Here is a 21,282-nt window from a genome sequence, read left to right on the forward strand (position 1 = left end):
ATTAAATTTTAACGATTTCTTCGAGTTTTTACCTTATAGAAACAAAGGTAACTACCGACGTTAAATTAGACTTGGAATGTGAAGCTATCGTTATAACGGAATATGGTTTTGATAAAAAAATACAATATGCTGTTATCCAACAGAAGGGTCAAAGCAACTAGTGAATGGTTTGTAAAAACAGGAGTTGCAGTAAACAGATTAACTGGTAAAGCATATGGTGAAAGCAAATTGATTAATAAATGCTTAGATGATATAGATTGTACAGAGAAAGAGCACCAATCAAATAGAAGAAGTGAGTTTGTAATTATTTCAATTGAGTAGTTTTTCTAATCTGATTTTGTTTTGAAATGTTTATTAAAAAGGATGTAAGTTTAAAGTAATATTTTATTGTCTTGAAGCTTACATCCTTATTTTTATAATAAAAAACCGTTGGTGAAATTAAAAATAAGTGCCAGGCTGAGCCCATTCGTCTTCGCTCAGGATAAACTTAGTCGAAGCCCTTTCGTATTCAAAAGCTTTCGACTCCGCTCAGGATGACATCAATTCCTTAAGTTATAAATGATGTTTTACTCCGGATTTTATACTTTTTTATAATCAAATCAATTTTTTTAATCAATTTCACCCAACGGGTTAATTATAATAATTTCTGAATTGTTTTTTAATTCATTTCGATTTTTTTGTAAAACAGGTGTTTATACGTTGTGTGAGGCTGTTTTATTAATATAATTTTATTCTTGTTAATTTAATTGCTGGATTTTACAATTATTGTAATGTGTATAAAAGTTATCATATTTACTCAGTTTTAGGTCTGTTTAACTGTATTGAATATCTTTTTAATTAGTTCATTTTCATTGTTTTAATTTTAAAGAAAATATTTTCAGGTTATCTAAAATTAATGTTATGACAAAATATTGATACATCTATGAATTATATTTTTATTTAATAATTTAATTAATACGTAATGGACTTAAAAGAAAAAATTAATCAAATTGGCCAAAAACCGGACATGATTCTTATTATTACTGATGAGCAACGTGCAACACAGCATTTCCCTCCGGGATGGGAAGAAAAAAACCTTCCAACTCTTACATTTCTAAAACAGAATGGATTTAGTTTTGACAGAGCTTTTTGTAATACCTGCATGTGTTCTCCTAGTCGTGCAACGTTATTTACAGGAACCTATCCTGCCAAACATGGAGTCAGCCAAACTTTAACCGAAGGAGGTCTTTTATCTCCTCAAGAACCCACACTCAGTAATGCGCTGCCTAATATCATGAATGTACTTTGGGCAGATGGCTATGATGTGCAATACAGAGGTAAATGGCATATGAGTAAAGGAGTTGCTCCTAATGGCACTAAAACAAATTACGAAGATTTAACCGCAGCAGATATTTCGTTATATGGTGCAATGGGCTGGGTTGCTCCAGATGCAGGTGAAGATGTTAATCCGCTTAATTTTGGTGGCGGATATGCGAATCATGATGCGAAATATACAGCCCAGGCTATACAATACCTAAAAGAAGTAAAAGCTCAAAGAGCCGAAGGAAATCATAAACCTTACTGTCTTATTCTTTCACTAGTTAATCCGCATGATGTTTTAGCATATCCAAAAACGGCTGGTACATCGGGATACCATACAGATACCTGGTCGGGCAGGGAAATTGGACTTCCGGCGACTGTCAATGAAAATTTACTTGAAAATAAAAAACCTATGGCTCAGGAACAAATTTTACTCAATATGGCATTAAGTCTGGGTGAAATAGCTACTCCGGAGGATAAACTGAACTATATTAATTTTTATGGTTATTTATTAAGTCATGTTGATCAGGAAATTGGTTACTTAATTAAGGAACTATATAAAGAAGATGAGAATGGAAATAAATTGGCAGATTCTGCAATTGTTACTTTAACCTCAGATCATGGAGAAATGGGGTTGGCTCACGGCGGTTTGCGTCAGAAAACTTTTGTCGCCTATGAAGAAGCATTAAGAGTACCACTTGTAATTTCAAATCCAATACTATTTAAAGATCACAGCATAAAGCAATCAATGGCATTAGCGACATTGGCGGATATTATGCCGACTTTTATCGACATAGCAAATGTATCAAATCCGCCTACAGGACTTGCAGGTACAAGTTTACTTCCAATAATGGAGAATAATACGCCTGTTCAGCATAGTATCTTATTTACTTATGACGATATTAAGGCTGGTTCTAATAGTAACTGGACAATTGTAAAAGCTGCTAATCGTATTCGTTGTATCAGGACAGAAAAATGGAAATTCGATTATTATTTTGATGCATCAACAGCTTATTTCAGGCAATATGAACTGTATGATTTAGTGAATGATCCATTAGAAATTACAAATCTTGCTTACGATCCCGCATACAGTGAAATTAGAAGAGATTTAGAAGAGCAATTGCATCAGCTTGAGATAGAAAAACTCTGGGTCAATATGCCAAAAGATGTTTATAGTACCACAACATTCAACTAATTAAAAAACACAAATCATGTCACAAAATATAAATTCTAAAGTAAATACAGTAAGTTATACAGATTTTAATAATCCTGCTGGACAAACCACCATACAGGGAATAAGAGGAGTTTCAGAGTCTGAAAATGTATATATTGCAGGCAGTTTATTAAGTGAGAACAATCTTGTTCAGGGATTAATTTACGAAGGAACACTTAAAACAAATGGGAATGAAGGAAAATGGTATGTTGTTAATTTTCCGAGTACACCAACAGCAGCGGTGGTTAACACCTCTTGTTACGGACCTAATAACGGACCTCATGGCACAATACAAATTGTTGGATCTTATAAAATAGCCGCTTCTACTGGTAAAGCTCCAAGTGGGAATCTCGGATTTTATTACGAAGGTGCTATTGATGGTTCCGGAACATGGGTTCAGGTAGCACCAAATGGAGGAAATACCAATAATGTATTTGTTCACAGTGTAATGGGTGGTATAGCTGTTGGAAATTATGATGTTGAAAATGATAAGAACGGATATGCATTTTTATACAATACATCCAGTAAAGAATGTACCGAGTTTAAAGTGCCGGATTCATTAACTACTACTTTATATGGTATTTGGCATAATGGTGGAGACAGTTATACAATGGCCGGAGGATACACCAGTCCTAAATTAGGGAAAATAAGCCAGGCCTTTCTGGTAGATTACAATTCTAAAACCAAGGAAACCAGTAATTTAAAATCATTTAGTTACCAGAATGAAACGGCTTTATCTATAATTACTCATTTTGAAGGTATTACTGTTTCTAAAGATAATGGCTATAATATGCCATCGGATTGGATTTCTATAAATGGAGAAAAAAACGGAGCATCTTTTGTTTCTGTAAACAGAAATGCTGACGGATCATTTGGAGAAGCAAATTGGGTTGATATTGATTTTCCGGATTCAAGCGTAACAAGTGCTAATACAGTATATAGAAATAGCATATTAGGTATTTATGTAGTCGAAAATAGTGCTGATACCAAAACAGTATCGTCTTTCGTTGCAAAAGTAAGTTGAAAAAAGTGGTAATGTAATTTGAAGTATCATATAAAAATGTGCAAATGTCTACGGATTTTGCGCATTTTTTTATGTTTTTGTGTATCTCGCTTCTCATATATTTAGTCTTGTGACCTATAATCTCCGCTTTGTATCATTTTTTTCTAATTGATTTTGTATCTCCAGTAATTTAGACCCATGACAATACTGGTGTATTGTTCTAAATGCATGTCCAAAATCTGCTATAAAGAGAAAACTATGAACACAGAAAATTATGATGTAATTGTTATTGGTGGAGGGCCAATAGGTCTGGCTACGGCATACCATCTTGGTAAGCGAAAAGCAAAAACATTGGTATTGGAACAATTTACGTTTGTAAACCAATTAGGCAGTTCTGCCGGAGTTTCGCGCCAGTTTAGAATTCCATATCCGGATGAATATATGGTGCAAATGGCTTTAGACGCACAACCTTACTGGGATGAACTGGAAAAAGAAACCGATACAAAATTATTGGATAAAGTAGGTACACTTTGGTTTGGAGACCCGGAAGTGCATTCTACAGAAGGAAATATAGCAGAGGCCGAAGAAGCACTAAAAGCGTTAAACGTTCCGTATACCACTTTAACAGCAAAAGAAATTGAAGCAAAATACCATTTTAAAAATCTGCCTGATACCTATACCGGATTGTTTCAGGCCGATGGTGCCAGCATTAATTTTAAAGCAACAAATGAAGCGCTTTTAAATTTGTGTACCAAAGAAGAAACGGTTCATTTAGAAGAAAATTCACCAGTACTTAAAATCAATCATGTTGGTAAACTTTTTGAAATTATTACGCCAAACGGATCTTATATTACTAAAAAACTAGCTATCGTTCCTGGTCCGTACATTAATAGTGTAATCAACTTACTTGATTTTAAAATTGATGCTGTTTATTGGAATATGTCTTCAGCTTATTTTAAAAAAACCGATCCGACTATACAATACCCAACCTGGTTTGTATTTCAAAATCCAATAGGCGAAAACGGCAATCAGTTTTATGGTTTTCCCGAAGTCGATTGGGATCATCCGGAATATATTCGTGTAGCGCCTGATTTTGTAATAGAACCTTTAGAAGAACCCAGCGACAGAACATTAATCCCTAATCGACAAGAACTGGGCTACACTTCTGATTGGGTAAAAGAACACATGACAGGATTAAGCGCAGAGCCTGAATATACTTCAACATGTCTTATCGCCCTGAGCACAATACCTAATAAAGAATTACTGATTGATTTTGCACCAAGTTATGTACCCAATCATGAAAATATTGTGCTATACGCCACAGGATGGGCAGCAAAATTCACTCCTTTTTTAGGAAAAATCATGTCTGACCTTGTATTAGACGGACATACAGATTTTGATATTACGCCATTTCAATTAGGGCACAAATTCTTTAAAGCATTTTAAATATATATTATTATGAATAAAAATACTTATCTAAACACAGGACTGCATCCTGATTTAAAAACAGAAGTAGCTATTATTGGTGCCGGAACTTCAGGGTTGTACACTGCATATCGTCTGGTAACAGATAAAAAGTTTACAGCCGGCGAAGTACAAATTTTTGATATGAACAGTAAACTCGGCGGAAGACTCGAATCTGTTATTATGCCGGGAATGAATTTCTGGGGTGAACTTGGAGGAATGCGTTACCTGACGTCTCAGGAAATCGTAACAACATTAATTGAAGGTTATATACCTTCGGATAATCCGAACATACGTATTCCTGTTTTGAAAGACAAAATGACGCCTGTTCCGTTTCCTATGGGTGAATCTTCAAAACTATTAATGTATCTTAGAAAAGAGCGTTTTAAACAAGATGCCTGGACGGTTGCTCAGGGACAAAATCAGAAATTACCAACCCGATATTACCTGAATAATAATGATTTTGGTTTCAGTTCAGATCAATTGTTCAATAAAATCATTTATGATGTTTTAATGGCAGATTCTTGGGTTGCTGCGACTTATGGAAAAAAAATTAAACAAGGTCCTTCAATCTATGATTATGCATTTGAATTAACCAGTAGAGATTGGGATGATATAAAACCTAAACTGGTATACAATTTCCCCAATTCTCCTTACAACAAACGTAAAGTAAACGATTTAGGATTCTGGAATTTAATCAAAGATCAGGTTTCACAGGAAGGATATGAATTTTTAGCCAATGCCGGCGGATATTATTCAAATACCATCAATTGGAATTCAGCAGAAGCTTTTCCTTATATGGTTGGAGATTTCTCAGCAGGAACAATTTATAAAACCATTGAAGAGGGTTATGACAGTATCGCTTATGCAATAGCCAATTCATATATGGATCATGAAGGTGCCTGCATTTGGTCTGAAAATAAACTACTTACTTTCACAAAAGAGCATCCTTCAAAAGATACACATAAATACGAACTGACTTTTCTAAATCTTAAAACCAATACCGAATGGAAAGTGTATGCCAATACTTTAGTTCTTGCCATGCCGAGAAAATCTCTGGAACTTTTAGATCAGAATAATTTCTTTTTCAACATTAACGAAAATTCGGTTTTAAATAACAATATCCGATCCGTAATTATGGAACCGGCTTTTAAGATATTAATGGGCTTTCCACATCCCTGGTGGAAAGAATTAGGAATTGATTCAGGGCATTCCATCACCGATTTACCAATGAGACAGTGTTATTATTTTGGTACAGATGCCGAAAATGATAATTCGATGTTGCTGGGAAGTTATGGAGATATGGAAACAGAAACCTTCTGGAAAGCACTTTCGGATGATAAAGTACTTTTTGAAGTAAAAGCGGCCAAATCAGCATCATTAAAAGAACTTCATCAACTAAATGATGTTCAGGCGACTAAAATGATGGTAGGCGAGTTAATGAACCAGCTTCGCGAACTGCACGGTCCGGATGTAACGATACCGGAACCTTATGTAACTTATTTTAAAGACTGGACAGACGAACCTTTTGGCGCAGGATATCATGCATGGAAAGCAGGATTTTCTGTTGAAAATGTAATGCCGTACATGAGAAAACCGGTAGCTGACGAGCAAATCCATATTTGCGGAGAAGCCTATTCTGATCAGCAAGGCTGGGTTGAAGGGGCTTTCTGTGAAGCAGAAAAAATGTTACAGGAGTATTTTGGTCTCGATCGTCCGTTCTGGTTGCCTAAAGATTATTATTTGGGATGGTAAAATGAAGCTGCTTCTTAAAAAAAGTGATGCTGCCAACCCTGTTATGCACAAATTATTAATTTTAAAAACGATATCATGTTAAAACGTAAAAGCGCTGAAGATGAGATAAATTTATCTCAGGTCAATTCAGATGAAAACAAAAATAAAGTCTTCCTGGGAGCTGTTCAGGAAGCTAACGAAGGTGTATTAGCTTCTTTGATGAAAGGCTATACAAAACTTCAAATTGAAGATCCCATTAGGGCTTTTCATGAAAATGATTTGCAAAAGATAGTAAACAATGTAGATTATGGCGTTTTAGAAGTATTACAGGGTACTTGGGTCAGCTACAATAGTGACAAAGATAGAAAAATGATTGGGAGCGGTATACATACTACCATCATGCCTTCGCCTGGCACAAATGCAGGAACAATTCCGGGAAAATATAGTTTTGACTGTCAGGAGTATATAGAAAAACTAACATTTGATCTGGTTCCTGGAGGAGTTCGTAATCGAGGTGGAGCAAACGAACAATTTTGCGGAGCTGTAAAATACGACCAAAGCATTAAAAGCGTAACTACTGTTGAAGGTCAGGATGCTTTGCAATATACACCAATTCACGAAGAAACCGGTATGTATTTATGGTTGAGCGATGTATTTAATTATGCGGCGACTGAAAAAACGATTAGTGAAGATCGCGGTATACACCCGGTATCACCGCTTAATCCCAACAAAGATTTATATAAAAGCGGCTATCAGGATGAAACGCTGTTTTTGATTGTAAATGATTTGGGGCAAAAAGAATATGTAACGCAGGAAAATTTAAATGGCCGAAAATATTATGAAATTATCGCAGCCAAAGAGCTTAAAGTTGGAGCTGGTCAAACGGGGCAATATTTTATACCGGATTACTCTATTTCCAGAAGCGGCGTAATTCCGCACGGAAGCACTATAACTTTATTAGGAGATTTGGTTCGAAATAATGCAGATGAAGTTGAAGATGACAAAAAATTCTTATTCATAGGTCCGCCACCATTTCCGGAGGGTGATGCTGCATGGAAATACGATCATCTTTCAATTTCAAGAACCATGGGAGGAGCCGGTGCAAGCGAAAGTGATCCTATTAATCTTGACGCACCACCACCTGCCTGGGTATTTGAAAACCTTAATGATGTTAATGATCGCGGAGAAAATAAAATCTACACACAGCGCATACTTGCAGATCCTTTATATCCTTATTCCGTAAGGCCGGATTTACGTCTTCGTGATTCTAATAAAGACAGTAACATCATCAATTATGTTTTTATCCAAATGTCATCCAAAAATAAAACCGGAGCGCAAGGAGGAATATTAAATATTCCGTTTGTAAATCGTTTTGTTCCTACAGTCGAAATGAATACGAACATGTGGATTGAAACTGTTGTTGAAGACGGAAAAGAAATCCTTCAGTTGCAATACGAACAAATTATATTCTTCGAATTTGATTTTGGAGATGACGGAGGTACTACTAGCTGGCCGCATATTCAGGTAAATACACTTCGAAAAATTGAAGATGTTTCTGATGATCAGAGACGCTTAATCGAAGAGCAGTTTTTTAGTGCTAAAAAAAATGCATCTGCTTCAGGATGCCCTTATCATAAAGAGTAAAAAAATTGAAATACCTAAGGAGCATAAAGTAAAAAGCGAAAATATTCATATCTAAAGAAATGAAAGAAAAGGGTATTTAAACAGATGTATGCTTAATAAAGCCCAATTCCTTTAAAAATTGGGCTTTATAATTAGTGTCCTGGCATGATCTCAAATGCATAAAACAGGTTTTTATACTTTGCTTATGTGTTAATTAAAAAATTAGAAGTTATAAAAAAATAGGTAGAAATACTTGTTTTTTTTGTAAGAAAAGTATATATTTTTACTTGATATAACTAAACGTCGTAACAGCTTATGAAAGCAAAACTACTTTTTTTGTTCGTCTTCCTTTTTATAATAAATACTTCTTTTTCGCAGGTAATGTGTCAGAAATATGGCATATCAAAATGTACAGATACCTAATTTTAAGTATCGACATTTTATACTTTTTTATCCAAAAACGGATAGACTATTTTATCCGTTCTGTGCATAAAAAAAGCTTCCTCATGACATTTTATCGTAACAAAGGTTTATGATAAAATAAATTTACCAGAGAAGGGTATCCAGCAGATTTATTTCCCATTAATAGTTAAAATATAAAACTTATTTAATCAAAACATAAAACATATGTCATACTTAAACGTCCCTCGTCTTACATTTTCGGGAGATTTCATTTCGGATGTCTCCACTGTGAATAATGATCCACAACATTATAACAACAACACTTTTAAAAAATCTTTCCAGGAATTTGGCACAGGATCAAACAACGGATGGTGGAATCCTGAGGGTGGTGCTACTTTTGGCTTTCAGGATTGTCATGTAAAACAAATTACAGACGAAGAAGGAAATACTAGTTCAGATCCTTTACTGGATGGTATTATAGGTCAGATTGTATGTGGTGCTGAAGGAAGAAATTCAGGAAAAATGGTGGATTTAGATCCACAGCAGCAGATGGTTTCACAGCTTTGGGGCGTGACCTTCAGAATTCTTACGGCTACGAACGAATTGTTGCTTGAAGGAAAAATTGAACCTACTGGTTTTAGAGATTTGCAAATGCGCCAGCAAACAGGAGCCAGAGTTAACGGGCAGCCTTTAGGAGGCACCTGGACTTCAGTTCTTGAAGATGTTGTCTGGGGAGATCTTGCATATCAATCACTTTTTTTGATGAGCTTAAAAAGTAAAACACAGGAAAACAGACTTAGTATTAATTTAAATGGTTTTGGGTATTATTATGCTCATGCTACAGATGGCAGATTTTCGCTGGGACGTATATTAGGAAGTCTGGGACCCTGGTTTTCGGGTGAACCAAAACTTTTTCCACCGGCCAGAAGACTGTATGGGATTGTTTCAAATAACAATAATGTTTTCTTTGCAGCTTCTAATTTTATATTGGACAAAGAAAATGCAAGACTTTCTATTGACTTTGGAAGTTCATTTCCGGTATCAGATTCAATAGGTACTATTGCTCTTAATACTGAATTATTTCTTGCTGTTAGCAAAACTGCAATAGGACCTCCTCCCGGCGCAACACCTTATATGGTTTCTCCTGATGGTGTACTATTTGTAGGAAAACTAGAATATCAAAACGGAACAGGGTGGCTTAACAGTACGAGTGGTATTGTTGATTTTAATAATTTGTCACATGAAGTTCTTTCAGCATTAAAAGACAACCAGTTATTGTTGCTTGGAGCTTCTTCAAAAGCAGATCAGTTTGTAGTTATTGCCAGAGAAGCTGTTGATGGTATCGTCTTGAGGGCTGACGAATTTGTACAGCGTCTGGACACGAATCAAACCAATGAAATTAGTTTTTATGCTTCTCAGTATGGATTGCCGTTGCCAAATCATGCTATATACATTACTTTGGAGCCACCTACTCCAATGACTCCAAAACTCCAAAATACACCTCCGATTTGTGACGTGCCAGGGAATAATTATCCGGCAGACGGTTTGACTTTCGATGCTGTAATTACTACCGACGTAAATGGTGTAGGGGTGTTAAAATTAACAGGAAACAGTATTGATAGCCCAAGAGGGTATCTCGACGGTCAGATATATACTTTAGATTATGATTTGGCAGGTGTTAATACAGATCCTGCATCTGGTTCTGTAATGCCGCAGAATTTTATTGCCATACACTTAAGAGATTATTTCGAAATTCCGGAAACACCAGTTTGGGCTGATATTCAGCCTACAATGGTACAATTTGCCAATCTATATCCAATTATGAGCAAATTCTTTATTGATTTTAGTGATCCGAACGCACTTATCGCCAAAAAAGAACTTCTGATTTTTGCTTTTGACAGGGATATTAAGGACCCGATATACATGCCGGTTACCCGTGATTTATCCGAAACGAAGAGACTGACCATTCTAAAATGGCTTAGAAATCCAATTATTGAGGGAGAAGCGATCGTTGTAACACAACAAAAAGCAAAAGGAGAAATAAATCTAATTCAGGAAGACACAGTAACGGAGACTGTTCCTTTAACAAATAATCAACTGCGACTTAGAGATGCTGTAAGAGCAAAAAATGGGGCAGACTTCAATATCCCGGAAATTACTAATCTGTTTGAATTTTAAAACATAAAATATTATGCTAAAGATAAGCCCACAATTTGTAAATGCTATAGTTAATGCTGAACGTTTAGAGGAGTTGTATCCGTTATTGCAAAATGCAATAGAATTAGAACATGCCACTATTCCTCCGTATTTAACAGCTTTGTTTTCGTTTAAACCTAATACGGAAACAGCTATTAGAAGTATTATCCATTCTATTGTAATCGAAGAAATGCTGCACATGAGTATAGCAGCAAATATACTGAATGCACTGGGCGGGAAACCCGACATTGCCAATCCGAATTTTGTACCCGAATATCCAACACATTTGCCAATGGGGATTGGAGGAAGTTTAATTGTGCCTATCGAGAAATTTTCGCGTGATTTGGTGAAGAATGTCTTTATGGAAATTGAAGAGCCTGAAGAGCCTTTAGATCTTAAAAAGACGTTTGCAGCCAATGAAATAACAACATTCAAAACAATTGGAGAATTTTATATGGCTTTGCAGGCAAAAATAAACGATATAGCTCCTGAGATATTGCCGGGTGATCCTGCAAAACAGGTAACCTCAGAATTTTTTCCTTCAGACCAGTTATACCCTATCTTGACAAAAGAAGATGCGATCAATGCTATTAATATTATTATTGAGCAGGGAGAAGGAACTTCAACTTCACCGGTAGACGAAGAGGGAGAAATAGCACATTATTACAGATTTCAGGAAATATATGTGGGCAAAGAACTGGTTAAAGATCCAACAGCGCCACACGGTTACTCTTTTAGCGGACCGGAAATTCCTTTTGATGAAAGTAACGTACTGCCTATGTTTCCTAATACAAAAGCCAGTATGCTGCCTGCAGGTTCTCAGGAAAGAAGACAAGTAGATTTGTTCAATCAGTCCTACAGCGATTTATTATACGGTTTGCACCGCACCTTCAATGGAGAGCCTGGTTACCTTAATAATACTATCGGAGTGATGTTTGATCTTAGGCTAATTTGTCAAAAATTGGCAGAAACACCATTTCCTGGTGTAGAAGGATACACCATTGGGCCTTCATACGAATTTGTAAAGGTAGGAGCCCATTCGGTTACTCCTTAAAAAATTAAAATCACTATTAAAATAACTTGGCCGGACACAATGACCGGCCATAAACAATTTATCCATTTATGAAATTCAGGTCAAAAGCAGTAGTGATAAAATTATCAGTGAGTGATATTCTTAAATCTAAAAAATTCTATGAGGAAATCCTCAATTTTAAAACAGATGACAGATATACGCTCAACTCTGATGGGGATTATGGGACAGAATCTTATATACAATTATATCTTGGGGATAAAGATGAAAAAAGTTTTATGCTGGGATTGTACAAAGATATTGAGACTCCTTTTAATCCGTTGCCCGAAACAGGAACTGTACCCAGTTTTATTGTAGATGACATTCAGGCAACGCTTAATTATTTCAGAGCCAGTGAGGTTGTAATTGATGTAATAGACGGTGTCATAATCAATACTAATAGCTCAGACGAAGGTTATATGGACCATTTTTTCTTTTTCAGAGATCCGGATAATAATTCACTCGTTGTACGGGAGAATATTCTGAAGTAATTAGGCAGAGAAATGTTTGTAAAATAAAAAGCCACATGACAGCAATAGCACTAAAAACCGGCTCAGAAGAGATCATACAAACCATCATTCAACGCAGACTTTCAAAAGCTGAAGCAGATTGGTTTGGAAACAATATCAGGTTTGAAAATAGCGCACAGTTTTTTCAGACGTTTGGCTTAATTGCCAGAAAAATTTCGCTGGAAATTCCCGAATGGACGACAGAGGAAACCGTCTTACTGGAGGAAGTATATCCCGGTTTTACACAGAGTCATTGGGATTTACAACAGCTTAGTCGTGGTTTGCTAATGACACAGCTTCCGGTGCATCAAAATGTTGAAATAATAAAGAACCTCGCAGAGATGGCAGATATAAAAGAATTGGTTGGTTTGTATAAGAGCCTTTTTTTCTTAAAAAATGCAGCCGATTTTATTTTGACGGTTCAGGAAGGAATTAGAACCAATATGGTCGCTGTGTTTGATGCTATAGCTTTAGCGAATCCTTTTGCAGCAAAATGCCTGCCGGTTGATGCCTGGAATCAATTGGTTTTAAAAGCTCTTTTTATGGGACGTCCGCTATATCAAATTATTGATCTGGATCTACGTAAAAACGAAAAATTAGCCTTAATCATACATGATTATATTCACGAACGATGGTCTGCAGGCAGATTAGTATCACCCGAAATATGGAGATTAGTTGTCGGTTATGTAAATCAGGAAATAGCAGCTGATTTAGTAAATGCTATGCATACGGGAGATGCACTAACAAAACAAGCAGTTATAAAAGCATTAAAAGAAAGCTCATTTTATAATGAGAATGAAATTCCCAACGAGACACTGGCTGACAGTTTAGTTACATGGGACGAAATAGGGACGCAATATTATTCACACTTAAAATCTTAACATATGTATTATATAGATCCACACATTCATATGGTATCCAGAACGACTGATGATTACCAGGCTATGCGCGCCGCAGGTATTGTAGCTGTTATTGAGCCGGCTTTTTGGCTAGGTCAAGCCCGAACAGAAGCTTCTTCTTTCAAAGATTATTTTAGCACTTTGGTTGGCTGGGAAAGATTTAGGGCTTCGCAATTCGGAATTAAACATTACTGTACGATTGGTTTAAATTCAAAAGAAGCAAACAATGAAGCGCTGGCAGAAAAAGTAATGGACTTATTGCCTTTATTTGCTGCAAAAGAGGGAGTTGTGGCTATTGGTGAAATTGGATATGATGATCAGACTGCGGCCGAGGATAAATATTTCAGACTGCAAATTGAACTTGCACTAAAATTTAATTTGCCGGTAATGGTTCATACACCGCACAGAGATAAAAAAAACGGAACTATTAGAAGTATGGATGTGTTGGAAGAACACGGAATTGCTCCTCATATGGTAGTTATTGACCACAATAATGAAGAAACTGCCAAACATGTTCTGGATAGGGGATACTGGGCGGCTTTTACAATTTATCCTAATACCAAAATGGGTAATGAACGTATGGTTGAAGTTGTAAAACAATATGGCTCAGAGCGTATTATTGTAGACAGTTCTGCCGATTGGGGTGTAAGCGACCCTTTATCTGTTCCTAAAACAGCAGCTTTAATGCTGGAAAGAGGAATTGCCAAAGAAGACGTTCATTTAACGTGTTATAAAAATGCATTAACAGCTTATTCTCAAAGCGGGCAAATGCATGAAGAAGACTGGAAAAATGAAATGGTAATTACGCAGGATACACTCTTTGAAGGAAGTAGTGTTCTTAGAGGGCAGGAAGCCAAAGAAATTGTATATCCTAATATTATTATAGAAAACTAAATGTCAGGCAAGCCATTTTATTTACTAACCTTACTGCGTCCCGCAAATATCATTACAGCCATCACTGATATTCTTGCGGGTATTGCAATTTCGGGAGTTTTAGTTTTTAATACCAACAGCAGTCATTTTATGCTTGATTTGCTGTTACTGTTATTTTCTACCATTGGTTTATATGGAGGAGGGATTGTATTTAATGATATTTTTGATTTGGAATCGGACACCATAAACCGTCCAGAAAGAATACTTCCTCGTGGTTTAGTTAGCAAAAATGAGGCAATTTTACTAGGATGCCTAATGTTGTTAATGGGAGTTGGACTTGCTTTTATAGTATCGGTTCTTAGTGGTATTTTAGCATTTATTATTAGCCTTTTAGCACTTAGTTATGATAAGATAAGTAAACATTATCCTATTGTAGGTCCATTAAATATGGGACTTTGTCGGGGAGGTAATTTGCTTTTAGGAATGAGTATTAGTAACGATGCCGTTTTTAATTATTGGTATATCGGTATTATTCCTATTTTATTTATTGCAGCTATTACACTTACTGCCAAAAAAGAAGCATCCGGTAATAACAAAGCAGCTATACTTGTTGCTTTACTGCTGGATGCCATTGTAGTAGTTCTATTTGTTTATGTAGGACACTTACTTGGGTTTAGGTTTTGGATTTTATTGCCCTTTCTTCTTTTTTGGTACGGAATTAATTTTTTTGCAAAATATAAAGCCTTCATTTACAACCAACCAGCGACTATACAAAAAGCTGTAAAAACAGGAGTATTGTCATTAATTCCGCTTAATGCGAGTTATGTAGCAGGTTCAGCAGGATTGTTTTATGCGTTATTTGTTTTGGCTTTATTGCCATTATCCATTCTGTTATCCAAAAAATTTGCAGTTACTTGATTATATCTTACAAAAAATGAAACACCAATATATACTTCAGCAAAATTTTCAGGTCACATTTAATTATGACATTATTTTTAGCCGTTCATTATTCGATGTTAGCAATTCATCGCTTATTGATGTGATTAAAAAAGAGCCGGGTTTCCAACAACCCAAAGTAACAATTGTAATTGATAAAGGGGTTGTCGATTGTACAAACCAATTTATTACAAAGGTTATCAACTATTTTAATTATTATCAATTTGAAATTACCGAAACTAATATACTTGTAGTTCAGGGAGGTGAAGCCGTTAAGAATAGTCCGGATCATATCGAAGCAATACTGCAATTAATAAACAATAACAAAATAGACAGACATTCTTTTCTTATAGCAATAGGAGGAGGAGCAGTACTCGATGCTGTGGGATATGCTGCAGCGATTGCACATCGTGGTGTACGCCTGGTCCGAATACCTACAACAGTTTTATCTCAAAATGATTCGGGTGTCGGAGTGAAGAACAGCATGAATTATTTTGGTAAAAAGAACTTTCTGGGCACATTTGCGCCACCATACGCAGTACTTAATGATTCTGATTTTTTGAAGACTTTAAGTGAACGTAATTGGCGTTCCGGAATATCCGAAGCCATAAAAGTGGCTCTTATTAAAGATTCCTCTTTTTTTGACTGGATAGAACAAAACGCACAAGCACTCAACAATAGAGATATTCCGGTTATGGAAACACTTATTATTCGTTGTGCAGCTTTACACACCGATCACATTTCTAAAAAAGGAGATCCTTTTGAGAAAGGTTCTTCGCGTCCTTTAGATTTTGGACATTGGGCAGCACATAAAATGGAGCAGCTTACTAATTATGAAATGACACACGGAGAAGCTGTGGCAATAGGGATAGCACTTGATGTTACTTATTCTTTTTTAGCACATAAAATTGACAAACCCAGCCTGAATCGAATCTTAAAATGTTTTTTAACCTTAGGTTTTGCCATAACTCACCCTATTCTTGATACTCATCTTGATGAGGTTATAAAAGGATTAGATGAGTTTAGAGAACATCTTGGAGGCCAGCTTACCATTATGTTATTAAGTGACATTGGAACAGGCGAAGAAGTGCATTCGCTCAACAATACATTAATTGCCGAATCTATTCGATATCTATATTCATTTTGTCAATTAAATACCGAAGTATGTTAATAAGTCCAAGTGGTCATTTAAGTTATTGTACCAACATTCACGCAGGCGAGTCATGGGAAGCTGTTTTTAAAAGCATAGAAACTTATTGTATTCCTCTCAAGAAAGAAGTATCACCAGATAAACCTTTTGGAATTGGCTTACGTCTTTCATATCAGGCTGCTACTGAATTAGTACTGGGTAACAATCTATCGATGTTTAAAGAGTGGTTGTCGCAAAATGAAATGTACGTATTTACGATGAATGGGTTTCCGTATGGAAATTTTCATAACGAGCCGGTCAAGGATAAAGTCCATTTACCGGACTGGACAAGCAACGATAGACTAAACTATACCCGGTTACTTTTTACCATTTTATCCCAACTTTTGCCATCTGGTACAGAAGGAGGTATTTCGACCTCACCACTCTCTTATAAGCATTGGCACACTACCGAAGCTGATTTAATTAAGGCCAAACAACTTGCTGTAAAACAATTAGTGGCAGTAGTTACTCAGTTAGTAGAATTTTATGAGAGTAAAGGGATAATGATGCATCTGGATATAGAACCGGAGCCCGATGGTATAATTGAAAACAGCGATGAATATATTGCTTTTTTTGAAGATCATTTACTCAGTGAAGGCGCTGTATCATTAGCTTCAACTCTTGATTGCAGCTTATTGCAGGCACAGGAATATATGCGAAACCATATACAGCTTTGTTACGATGTTTGTCATTTTGCCATTGGATTTGAAGAAAGTGAAGAAGTAATTCAAAAAATGGAAAAGCATGGTTTAAAGATTGGAAAATTACAAATTAGTGCCGCTCTCAAATGTACAGCTTCGGTAAATGCATCGATTGGAGAACTACAGGAATGTCTGCGTACTTTTGACGAACCTACTTATTTGCATCAGGCAGTAATTAAAACAATAAATGGGGAGTTACTTAAATTTAATGACTTAAAAAATGGAATAGAAGCCATGAAACGTTCCGATTTTAAGGAGCTTCGCACGCATTTTCATGTCCCGATATTTGTTGAGGATTACCAACTATTGCAATCTACCCAAAATGATATTATAACTATTTTACAAAGCTGGCGCAAAAAAGAATTTACCAAACATTTAGAAGTTGAGACCTATACATGGCAAGTTCTGCCAGCTCATTTACAAACGGATTTGGCTAAATCTATCGAGAGAGAATTAAAATGGGTCATGAATAGGGTAACCGATAATGTAAAAGAGCAAACTATAAATGTAAGTGCACTTTAAAAAATAGTAAAACCAAAACAATGCAGCAAACAGTCGTTATTAATGTAGTTGGGCTAACAACTACTTTACTTCAAAATCCAGATCTTTTTTTGAACCAATGGCTAAAAAAAAAGGGACATTTAAGTATCATTGAACCTGTACTTCCTGCTCTTACCTGTTCAGCTCAAACCACTTATTTAACAGGGAAATGGCCCTCAGAACACGGAATTGTTGGTAATGGATGGTACGATAGAACTGATGCCGAAGTAAAAATGTGGAAACAGTCGAACAAGTTGATACAATCTCCAAGAATATGGGATTTAGCAAAAAAGATTGATCCAGCCTTTACTTGTGCCAATTTGTTTTGGTGGTACAATATGTATTCAGACGCGGATTTTACGGTAACACCTCGTCCACAATATTGGGCTGATGGACAGAAAAAACCGGATTCGTATTCAAAACCTGCCAATTTACGGGATCGCTTACAAGACCAATTAGGAGTATTTCCGCTCTTTGATTTTTGGGGGCCAAAAACAACCATCCGTTCCAGTGAATGGATTGCCGAAGCATCAAAACTGGTTTATGAATGGCACAATCCCACACTTACCTTAATTTATCTGCCTCATTTAGATTATTGCTGTCAAAAATTTAAGCCTGAATCATCAAAAATTGAAACAGAAGTCAAAGCCATTGACCAGGTATGTAAGGATTTAATTGAATATTTTGAAGGCAATGGCGTAGAAGTTATTGTTTTATCTGAGTATGGGATTACCAAGGTGACAAATCCAGTACATATCAATAGGTTTTTACGCGTCCATGGTTATCTGGAAATTAGAGAAGAAAGAGGATTAGAATTATTAGATACTGGTGAGTGTCGCGCTTTTGCATTGGCAGATCATCAGATAGCTCACGTATATATAAAAAATAAAAATGATATTCCTGAGCTCAAAAAACTACTGGAAAAAATATCAGGAGTAGCAAAAGTATTAGATGATGCAGGAAAAACAGGGTATCACCTCAATCACGAACGCGCAGGCGATCTTATACTTGTGGCAGAACAAGATAGTTGGTTTACGTATTATTATTGGCTGGATGATAGTAAAGCACCCGATTTTGCCCGAACGGTAGAAATTCATAAAAAAACAGGTTATGATCCTGTAGAATTGTTTTTGGATCCTAAAAAGAAATTTATTTTACCACGCATTATTTTAAAATTAATTAAAAAGAAACTGGGATTTCGTACTCTTATGAATGTGATTCCGCTTGATGCTAAATTGGTTAACGGTTCCCATGGATGTATTCCTGAAAAAGAGCAGGATAAACCAGTATTTATCAGTAAAAAAAATCTTTCCGCGAAAATAGAGAGCAACTCCGTATGTCAATATATATTAGACACTATCTTTAAAAATTAAGCAGGGAGGGCTAAAAAGATAATTTCAGATTGTTTAATATCTCATGCTTCAATAATTTATACCAGAAAACATTGGAGTAAAATATAAATATAACTGGTATAATATCTGACAAAAGGATGTTTTACGGGATATTTTTTTATCTTTGAAATTCAGGATTTTTAATCCAAATGGCTTTATCTTTGAGCTTTTAGAAAAATTGATATTCGTTATGGAACAGAAAATACATCAGGGAAGAAACGTAAAACGTTTCAGAGAAATGCTTAACATAAAGCAGGAAGCATTAGCTTATGATCTGGGAGAAGACTGGAACCAAAAGAAAATTTCTTTACTGGAGCAAAAAGATGTAATTGAAGACAGCCTGTTGAAACAAATTTCAGCTGTATTAAAAATTCCGGTTGAAGCTTTTCAGAATTTTGATGAAGAACAGGCGGTGAATGTTATTTCTAATACTTTTGGCGATAATAGTATTGGATATCAAAAAAATGATAACCCTACTTTTAATCCTGTAGAGCAAGTACTAAAATTGCACGAAGAAAAAATTGCGTTATATGAGCGTATGTTGAAAGAGAAAGATGAAATGATGGCGAGGCTTGAGAAATTGATTAATAAGTAATTATAAAGATATATTAATTCTAAAAAGAGACTTTTGTCTCTTTTTTTTGTTTTGGTACTCAGCGGGTTTGAGACTAAATTAAGCCCTATTCTCGGATTTGCCAAATTCATCCCAAATGTAAAACCATCTTTCCATTAAGCCAATTGCCCAAATCCGTTGTAGCTGTTGGCAGAGGTTTTTTTAGAGGTTTAATTCAGATTTAAAATTAGAATGTTGATTTATCCAAGATTCAATTTCTTTAAGTGCATTGAGATATAAATCCAAAAAATCATTAAAACTCATTTCATTTTCGGGTCTTGAACACCCTTCTATTTTTAAAATCCCGTGCTTATTATTGATTGATATTTTTGTGTAATTATTTATATATTTTTCTTCTATTTCGGGTTTACCATAAAATGCTTGTTCTCCAATAAATTTTAAACTTTCAGCGATTGACTTTGGCATAAAAGGATTTATTCTATACATCTCAATTTGTTGAAAATATGAACTCACTTCATTTATATCAAATATAATTTTTGAATTAAAATCTAATTCACTTTTTTTGAAATTTGAAATAGCCTTTCTATCTATTAATAAACCACCAACAAAACGAATTACTTCAGTCTTTTGAGAAATTCCGAGTCTTGTTTTTTTAAGAAATTCAATTAGTTCAAGAACTACTTGTAATTTTTTATCGAATATCTTTTTTCTGTAATCAAATCTATCAAAAAGGAGTAAAGCAATAATTAAAGTAAAAATTGAACTAGTAAAAATTGAAATGTCTTTTACGGTTGTAGTATTTAATTCACTTTCAGAAACCAAAAAAATTAAGACAATTACATATAAAAATAATATTATGTAAATGGATATTCTAGAGATGCTTATTTTCATTTTTATTTATTGTTGAATTCTCCTCTTTTGTTCTAAAATCTCTGCCAACGTTCTGGCACTACAGCGGGTTTGGGACTAAATTAAGCCCATTCTTCGGATTTGCCAAGTCATACCAAATACAAACCATTTTTTCATTAAGCCTATTGCCTAAATCCGTTGTAGCTGTTGTAGGGCGTAACAATATGTGCAAACTTTTACTATTTCTATTTAATCTCTGCTTGTTTTAGATTCGTAATTCCGATTATTTCAGTTAGTTTTTTCAAACTGTTTTTAGAAATAATTCTAAACGCTATTTCAGTTAATATAAATCTAAAAACCACAATAGACATTAATGTTGGAATGATTAGTGAAATTGAAACTTCAATTTCCTTTATAAAAAATGATATTATAAATCCAATAATTGGAAATAGAAATATGATTGATAACAATATGCGGAAAGCTTTATTGATAGTAATTTCAACAAATCCTTTTTTTGATTCTAATTTACCGTTTAAAACACAAAATGCTCCACGTCCAGGTATTGATGAGATTATTTTGAATCCGCTTTCATTTACTTGTCCAATAAACGCTTTTTTAGTCCATTCTGAAGTAAGAGAATTTGTAATCAGTGTATTTTTTTTCAATTCCGCTAGTGCTTTCGAACTGTCACTTAATAATTCTATTTCATAATGTTTTATTGGAAATATATTCATTTACGTTTTTTTAGTTATGCCCTACAACGTTCTGGTACTACAGCGGGTTTTGGACTAAATTAAGCCCATTCTTCGGATTTGCCA

The 21,282-nt window shown here is 35.2% G+C and carries 18 protein-coding genes; 16 read left to right on the forward strand and 2 right to left on the reverse strand.

All coding sequences use genetic code 11. The annotated features are described in order from the left end of the window. The first annotated feature begins 126 nt into the window (after window positions 1–126). The 16 genes from JE46_RS19935 to JE46_RS20010 all read left to right on the forward strand — a co-directional run bounded on the left by JE46_RS19935 (window position 127) and on the right by JE46_RS20010 (window position 19,636). Window positions 127–321, forward strand: a complete 195-nt coding sequence (locus tag JE46_RS19935) for an OmpA family protein (protein ID WP_167343452.1) — start codon at window positions 127–129, stop codon at window positions 319–321. A 640-nt stretch (window positions 322–961) separates the two neighbouring features. Then, window positions 962–2,494, forward strand: coding sequence for a sulfatase-like hydrolase/transferase (locus tag JE46_RS19940; protein WP_031457048.1), 1,533 nt, complete (start codon window positions 962–964; stop codon window positions 2,492–2,494). Between the two features lie 16 nt (window positions 2,495–2,510). Beyond that, on the forward strand, window positions 2,511–3,536 hold the full coding sequence (locus tag JE46_RS19945) for a hypothetical protein (RefSeq protein ID WP_031457049.1): 1,026 nt from the start codon (window positions 2,511–2,513) through the stop codon (window positions 3,534–3,536). 237 nt (window positions 3,537–3,773) lie between these two features. Next, entirely contained in the window at window positions 3,774–4,961 is a 1,188-nt protein-coding gene (locus tag JE46_RS19950; RefSeq protein ID WP_031457050.1) for an FAD-dependent oxidoreductase, read from the forward strand. 12 nt (window positions 4,962–4,973) lie between these two features. Continuing rightward, window positions 4,974–6,734 (forward strand): flavin monoamine oxidase family protein, encoded by a 1,761-nt coding sequence (locus JE46_RS19955; protein ID WP_031457051.1) that lies wholly within the window; start codon window positions 4,974–4,976, stop codon window positions 6,732–6,734. A 75-nt stretch (window positions 6,735–6,809) separates the two neighbouring features. Next, window positions 6,810–8,357 carry a peroxidase, FMP-type gene (locus tag JE46_RS19960; RefSeq protein ID WP_031457052.1) on the forward strand — a complete coding sequence of 516 codons (1,548 nt, stop codon included), beginning with the start codon at window positions 6,810–6,812 and terminating at the stop codon, window positions 8,355–8,357. A gap of 606 nt (window positions 8,358–8,963) precedes the next feature. Next, on the forward strand, window positions 8,964–10,916 hold the full coding sequence (locus JE46_RS19965; RefSeq protein ID WP_051872954.1) for a hypothetical protein: 1,953 nt from the start codon (window positions 8,964–8,966) through the stop codon (window positions 10,914–10,916). Between the two features lie 13 nt (window positions 10,917–10,929). Continuing rightward, window positions 10,930–11,988, forward strand: a complete 1,059-nt coding sequence (locus tag JE46_RS19970) for a ferritin-like domain-containing protein (RefSeq protein ID WP_031457054.1) — start codon at window positions 10,930–10,932, stop codon at window positions 11,986–11,988. A 68-nt stretch (window positions 11,989–12,056) separates the two neighbouring features. Next, complete coding sequence (locus JE46_RS19975; protein WP_031457055.1) at window positions 12,057–12,494, forward strand: VOC family protein; 438 nt, start codon at window positions 12,057–12,059, stop codon at window positions 12,492–12,494. A gap of 35 nt (window positions 12,495–12,529) precedes the next feature. Further along, entirely contained in the window at window positions 12,530–13,393 is an 864-nt protein-coding gene (locus JE46_RS19980) for an EboA domain-containing protein (protein ID WP_051872955.1), read from the forward strand. Between the two features lie 3 nt (window positions 13,394–13,396). Then, on the forward strand, window positions 13,397–14,305 hold the full coding sequence (locus tag JE46_RS19985) for a TatD family hydrolase (protein ID WP_031457057.1): 909 nt from the start codon (window positions 13,397–13,399) through the stop codon (window positions 14,303–14,305). Then, window positions 14,306–15,202 carry a UbiA-like protein EboC gene (gene eboC, locus JE46_RS19990; RefSeq protein ID WP_031457058.1) on the forward strand — a complete coding sequence of 299 codons (897 nt, stop codon included), beginning with the start codon at window positions 14,306–14,308 and terminating at the stop codon, window positions 15,200–15,202. 16 nt (window positions 15,203–15,218) lie between these two features. Further along, window positions 15,219–16,391, forward strand: a complete 1,173-nt coding sequence (locus JE46_RS19995; RefSeq protein ID WP_031457059.1) for a 3-dehydroquinate synthase — start codon at window positions 15,219–15,221, stop codon at window positions 16,389–16,391. Beyond that, on the forward strand, window positions 16,385–17,632 hold the full coding sequence (gene eboE, locus JE46_RS20000; RefSeq protein ID WP_031457060.1) for a metabolite traffic protein EboE: 1,248 nt from the start codon (window positions 16,385–16,387) through the stop codon (window positions 17,630–17,632). Before JE46_RS19995 ends, eboE begins: the two co-directional genes overlap by 7 nt. Before the next feature lie 20 nt (window positions 17,633–17,652). Next, window positions 17,653–19,023 (forward strand): alkaline phosphatase family protein, encoded by a 1,371-nt coding sequence (locus JE46_RS20005; RefSeq protein ID WP_031457061.1) that lies wholly within the window; start codon window positions 17,653–17,655, stop codon window positions 19,021–19,023. A gap of 208 nt (window positions 19,024–19,231) precedes the next feature. Continuing rightward, window positions 19,232–19,636: a helix-turn-helix domain-containing protein gene (locus JE46_RS20010; RefSeq protein WP_031457062.1), complete on the forward strand. Its 405-nt coding sequence runs from the start codon at window positions 19,232–19,234 to the stop codon at window positions 19,634–19,636. Between the two features lie 180 nt (window positions 19,637–19,816). On the opposite strand, the gene JE46_RS20015 is transcribed toward JE46_RS20010, so the two are convergent. After that, window positions 19,817–20,506: a hypothetical protein gene (locus tag JE46_RS20015; RefSeq protein WP_157505954.1), complete on the reverse strand. Its 690-nt coding sequence runs from the start codon at window positions 20,504–20,506 to the stop codon at window positions 19,817–19,819. A 203-nt stretch (window positions 20,507–20,709) separates the two neighbouring features. Next, entirely contained in the window at window positions 20,710–21,198 is a 489-nt protein-coding gene (locus tag JE46_RS20020; RefSeq protein ID WP_031457064.1) for a hypothetical protein, read from the reverse strand. Window positions 21,199–21,282 lie beyond the last annotated feature (84 nt).

Source organism: Flavobacterium chungangense LMG 26729 (genome assembly GCF_000735715.2).
In the GTDB taxonomy this organism is placed as follows: Bacteria; Bacteroidota; Bacteroidia; order Flavobacteriales; family Flavobacteriaceae; genus Flavobacterium; species Flavobacterium chungangense.

Coding starts and splice junctions, on each gene's coding strand:
- JE46_RS19935 (WP_167343452.1), top strand. CDS start 127: ATGCTGTTATCCAACAGAAGGGTCAAAGCAACTAGTGAATGGTTTGTA.
- JE46_RS19940 (WP_031457048.1), top strand. CDS start 962: ATGGACTTAAAAGAAAAAATTAATCAAATTGGCCAAAAACCGGACATG.
- JE46_RS19945 (WP_031457049.1), top strand. CDS start 2,511: ATGTCACAAAATATAAATTCTAAAGTAAATACAGTAAGTTATACAGAT.
- JE46_RS19950 (WP_031457050.1), top strand. CDS start 3,774: ATGAACACAGAAAATTATGATGTAATTGTTATTGGTGGAGGGCCAATA.
- JE46_RS19955 (WP_031457051.1), top strand. CDS start 4,974: ATGAATAAAAATACTTATCTAAACACAGGACTGCATCCTGATTTAAAA.
- JE46_RS19960 (WP_031457052.1), top strand. CDS start 6,810: ATGTTAAAACGTAAAAGCGCTGAAGATGAGATAAATTTATCTCAGGTC.
- JE46_RS19965 (WP_051872954.1), top strand. CDS start 8,964: ATGTCATACTTAAACGTCCCTCGTCTTACATTTTCGGGAGATTTCATT.
- JE46_RS19970 (WP_031457054.1), top strand. CDS start 10,930: ATGCTAAAGATAAGCCCACAATTTGTAAATGCTATAGTTAATGCTGAA.
- JE46_RS19975 (WP_031457055.1), top strand. CDS start 12,057: ATGAAATTCAGGTCAAAAGCAGTAGTGATAAAATTATCAGTGAGTGAT.
- JE46_RS19980 (WP_051872955.1), top strand. CDS start 12,530: ATGACAGCAATAGCACTAAAAACCGGCTCAGAAGAGATCATACAAACC.
- JE46_RS19985 (WP_031457057.1), top strand. CDS start 13,397: ATGTATTATATAGATCCACACATTCATATGGTATCCAGAACGACTGAT.
- eboC (WP_031457058.1), top strand. CDS start 14,306: ATGTCAGGCAAGCCATTTTATTTACTAACCTTACTGCGTCCCGCAAAT.
- JE46_RS19995 (WP_031457059.1), top strand. CDS start 15,219: ATGAAACACCAATATATACTTCAGCAAAATTTTCAGGTCACATTTAAT.
- eboE (WP_031457060.1), top strand. CDS start 16,385: ATGTTAATAAGTCCAAGTGGTCATTTAAGTTATTGTACCAACATTCAC.
- JE46_RS20005 (WP_031457061.1), top strand. CDS start 17,653: ATGCAGCAAACAGTCGTTATTAATGTAGTTGGGCTAACAACTACTTTA.
- JE46_RS20010 (WP_031457062.1), top strand. CDS start 19,232: ATGGAACAGAAAATACATCAGGGAAGAAACGTAAAACGTTTCAGAGAA.
- JE46_RS20015 (WP_157505954.1), bottom strand. CDS start 20,506: ATGAAAATAAGCATCTCTAGAATATCCATTTACATAATATTATTTTTA.
- JE46_RS20020 (WP_031457064.1), bottom strand. CDS start 21,198: ATGAATATATTTCCAATAAAACATTATGAAATAGAATTATTAAGTGAC.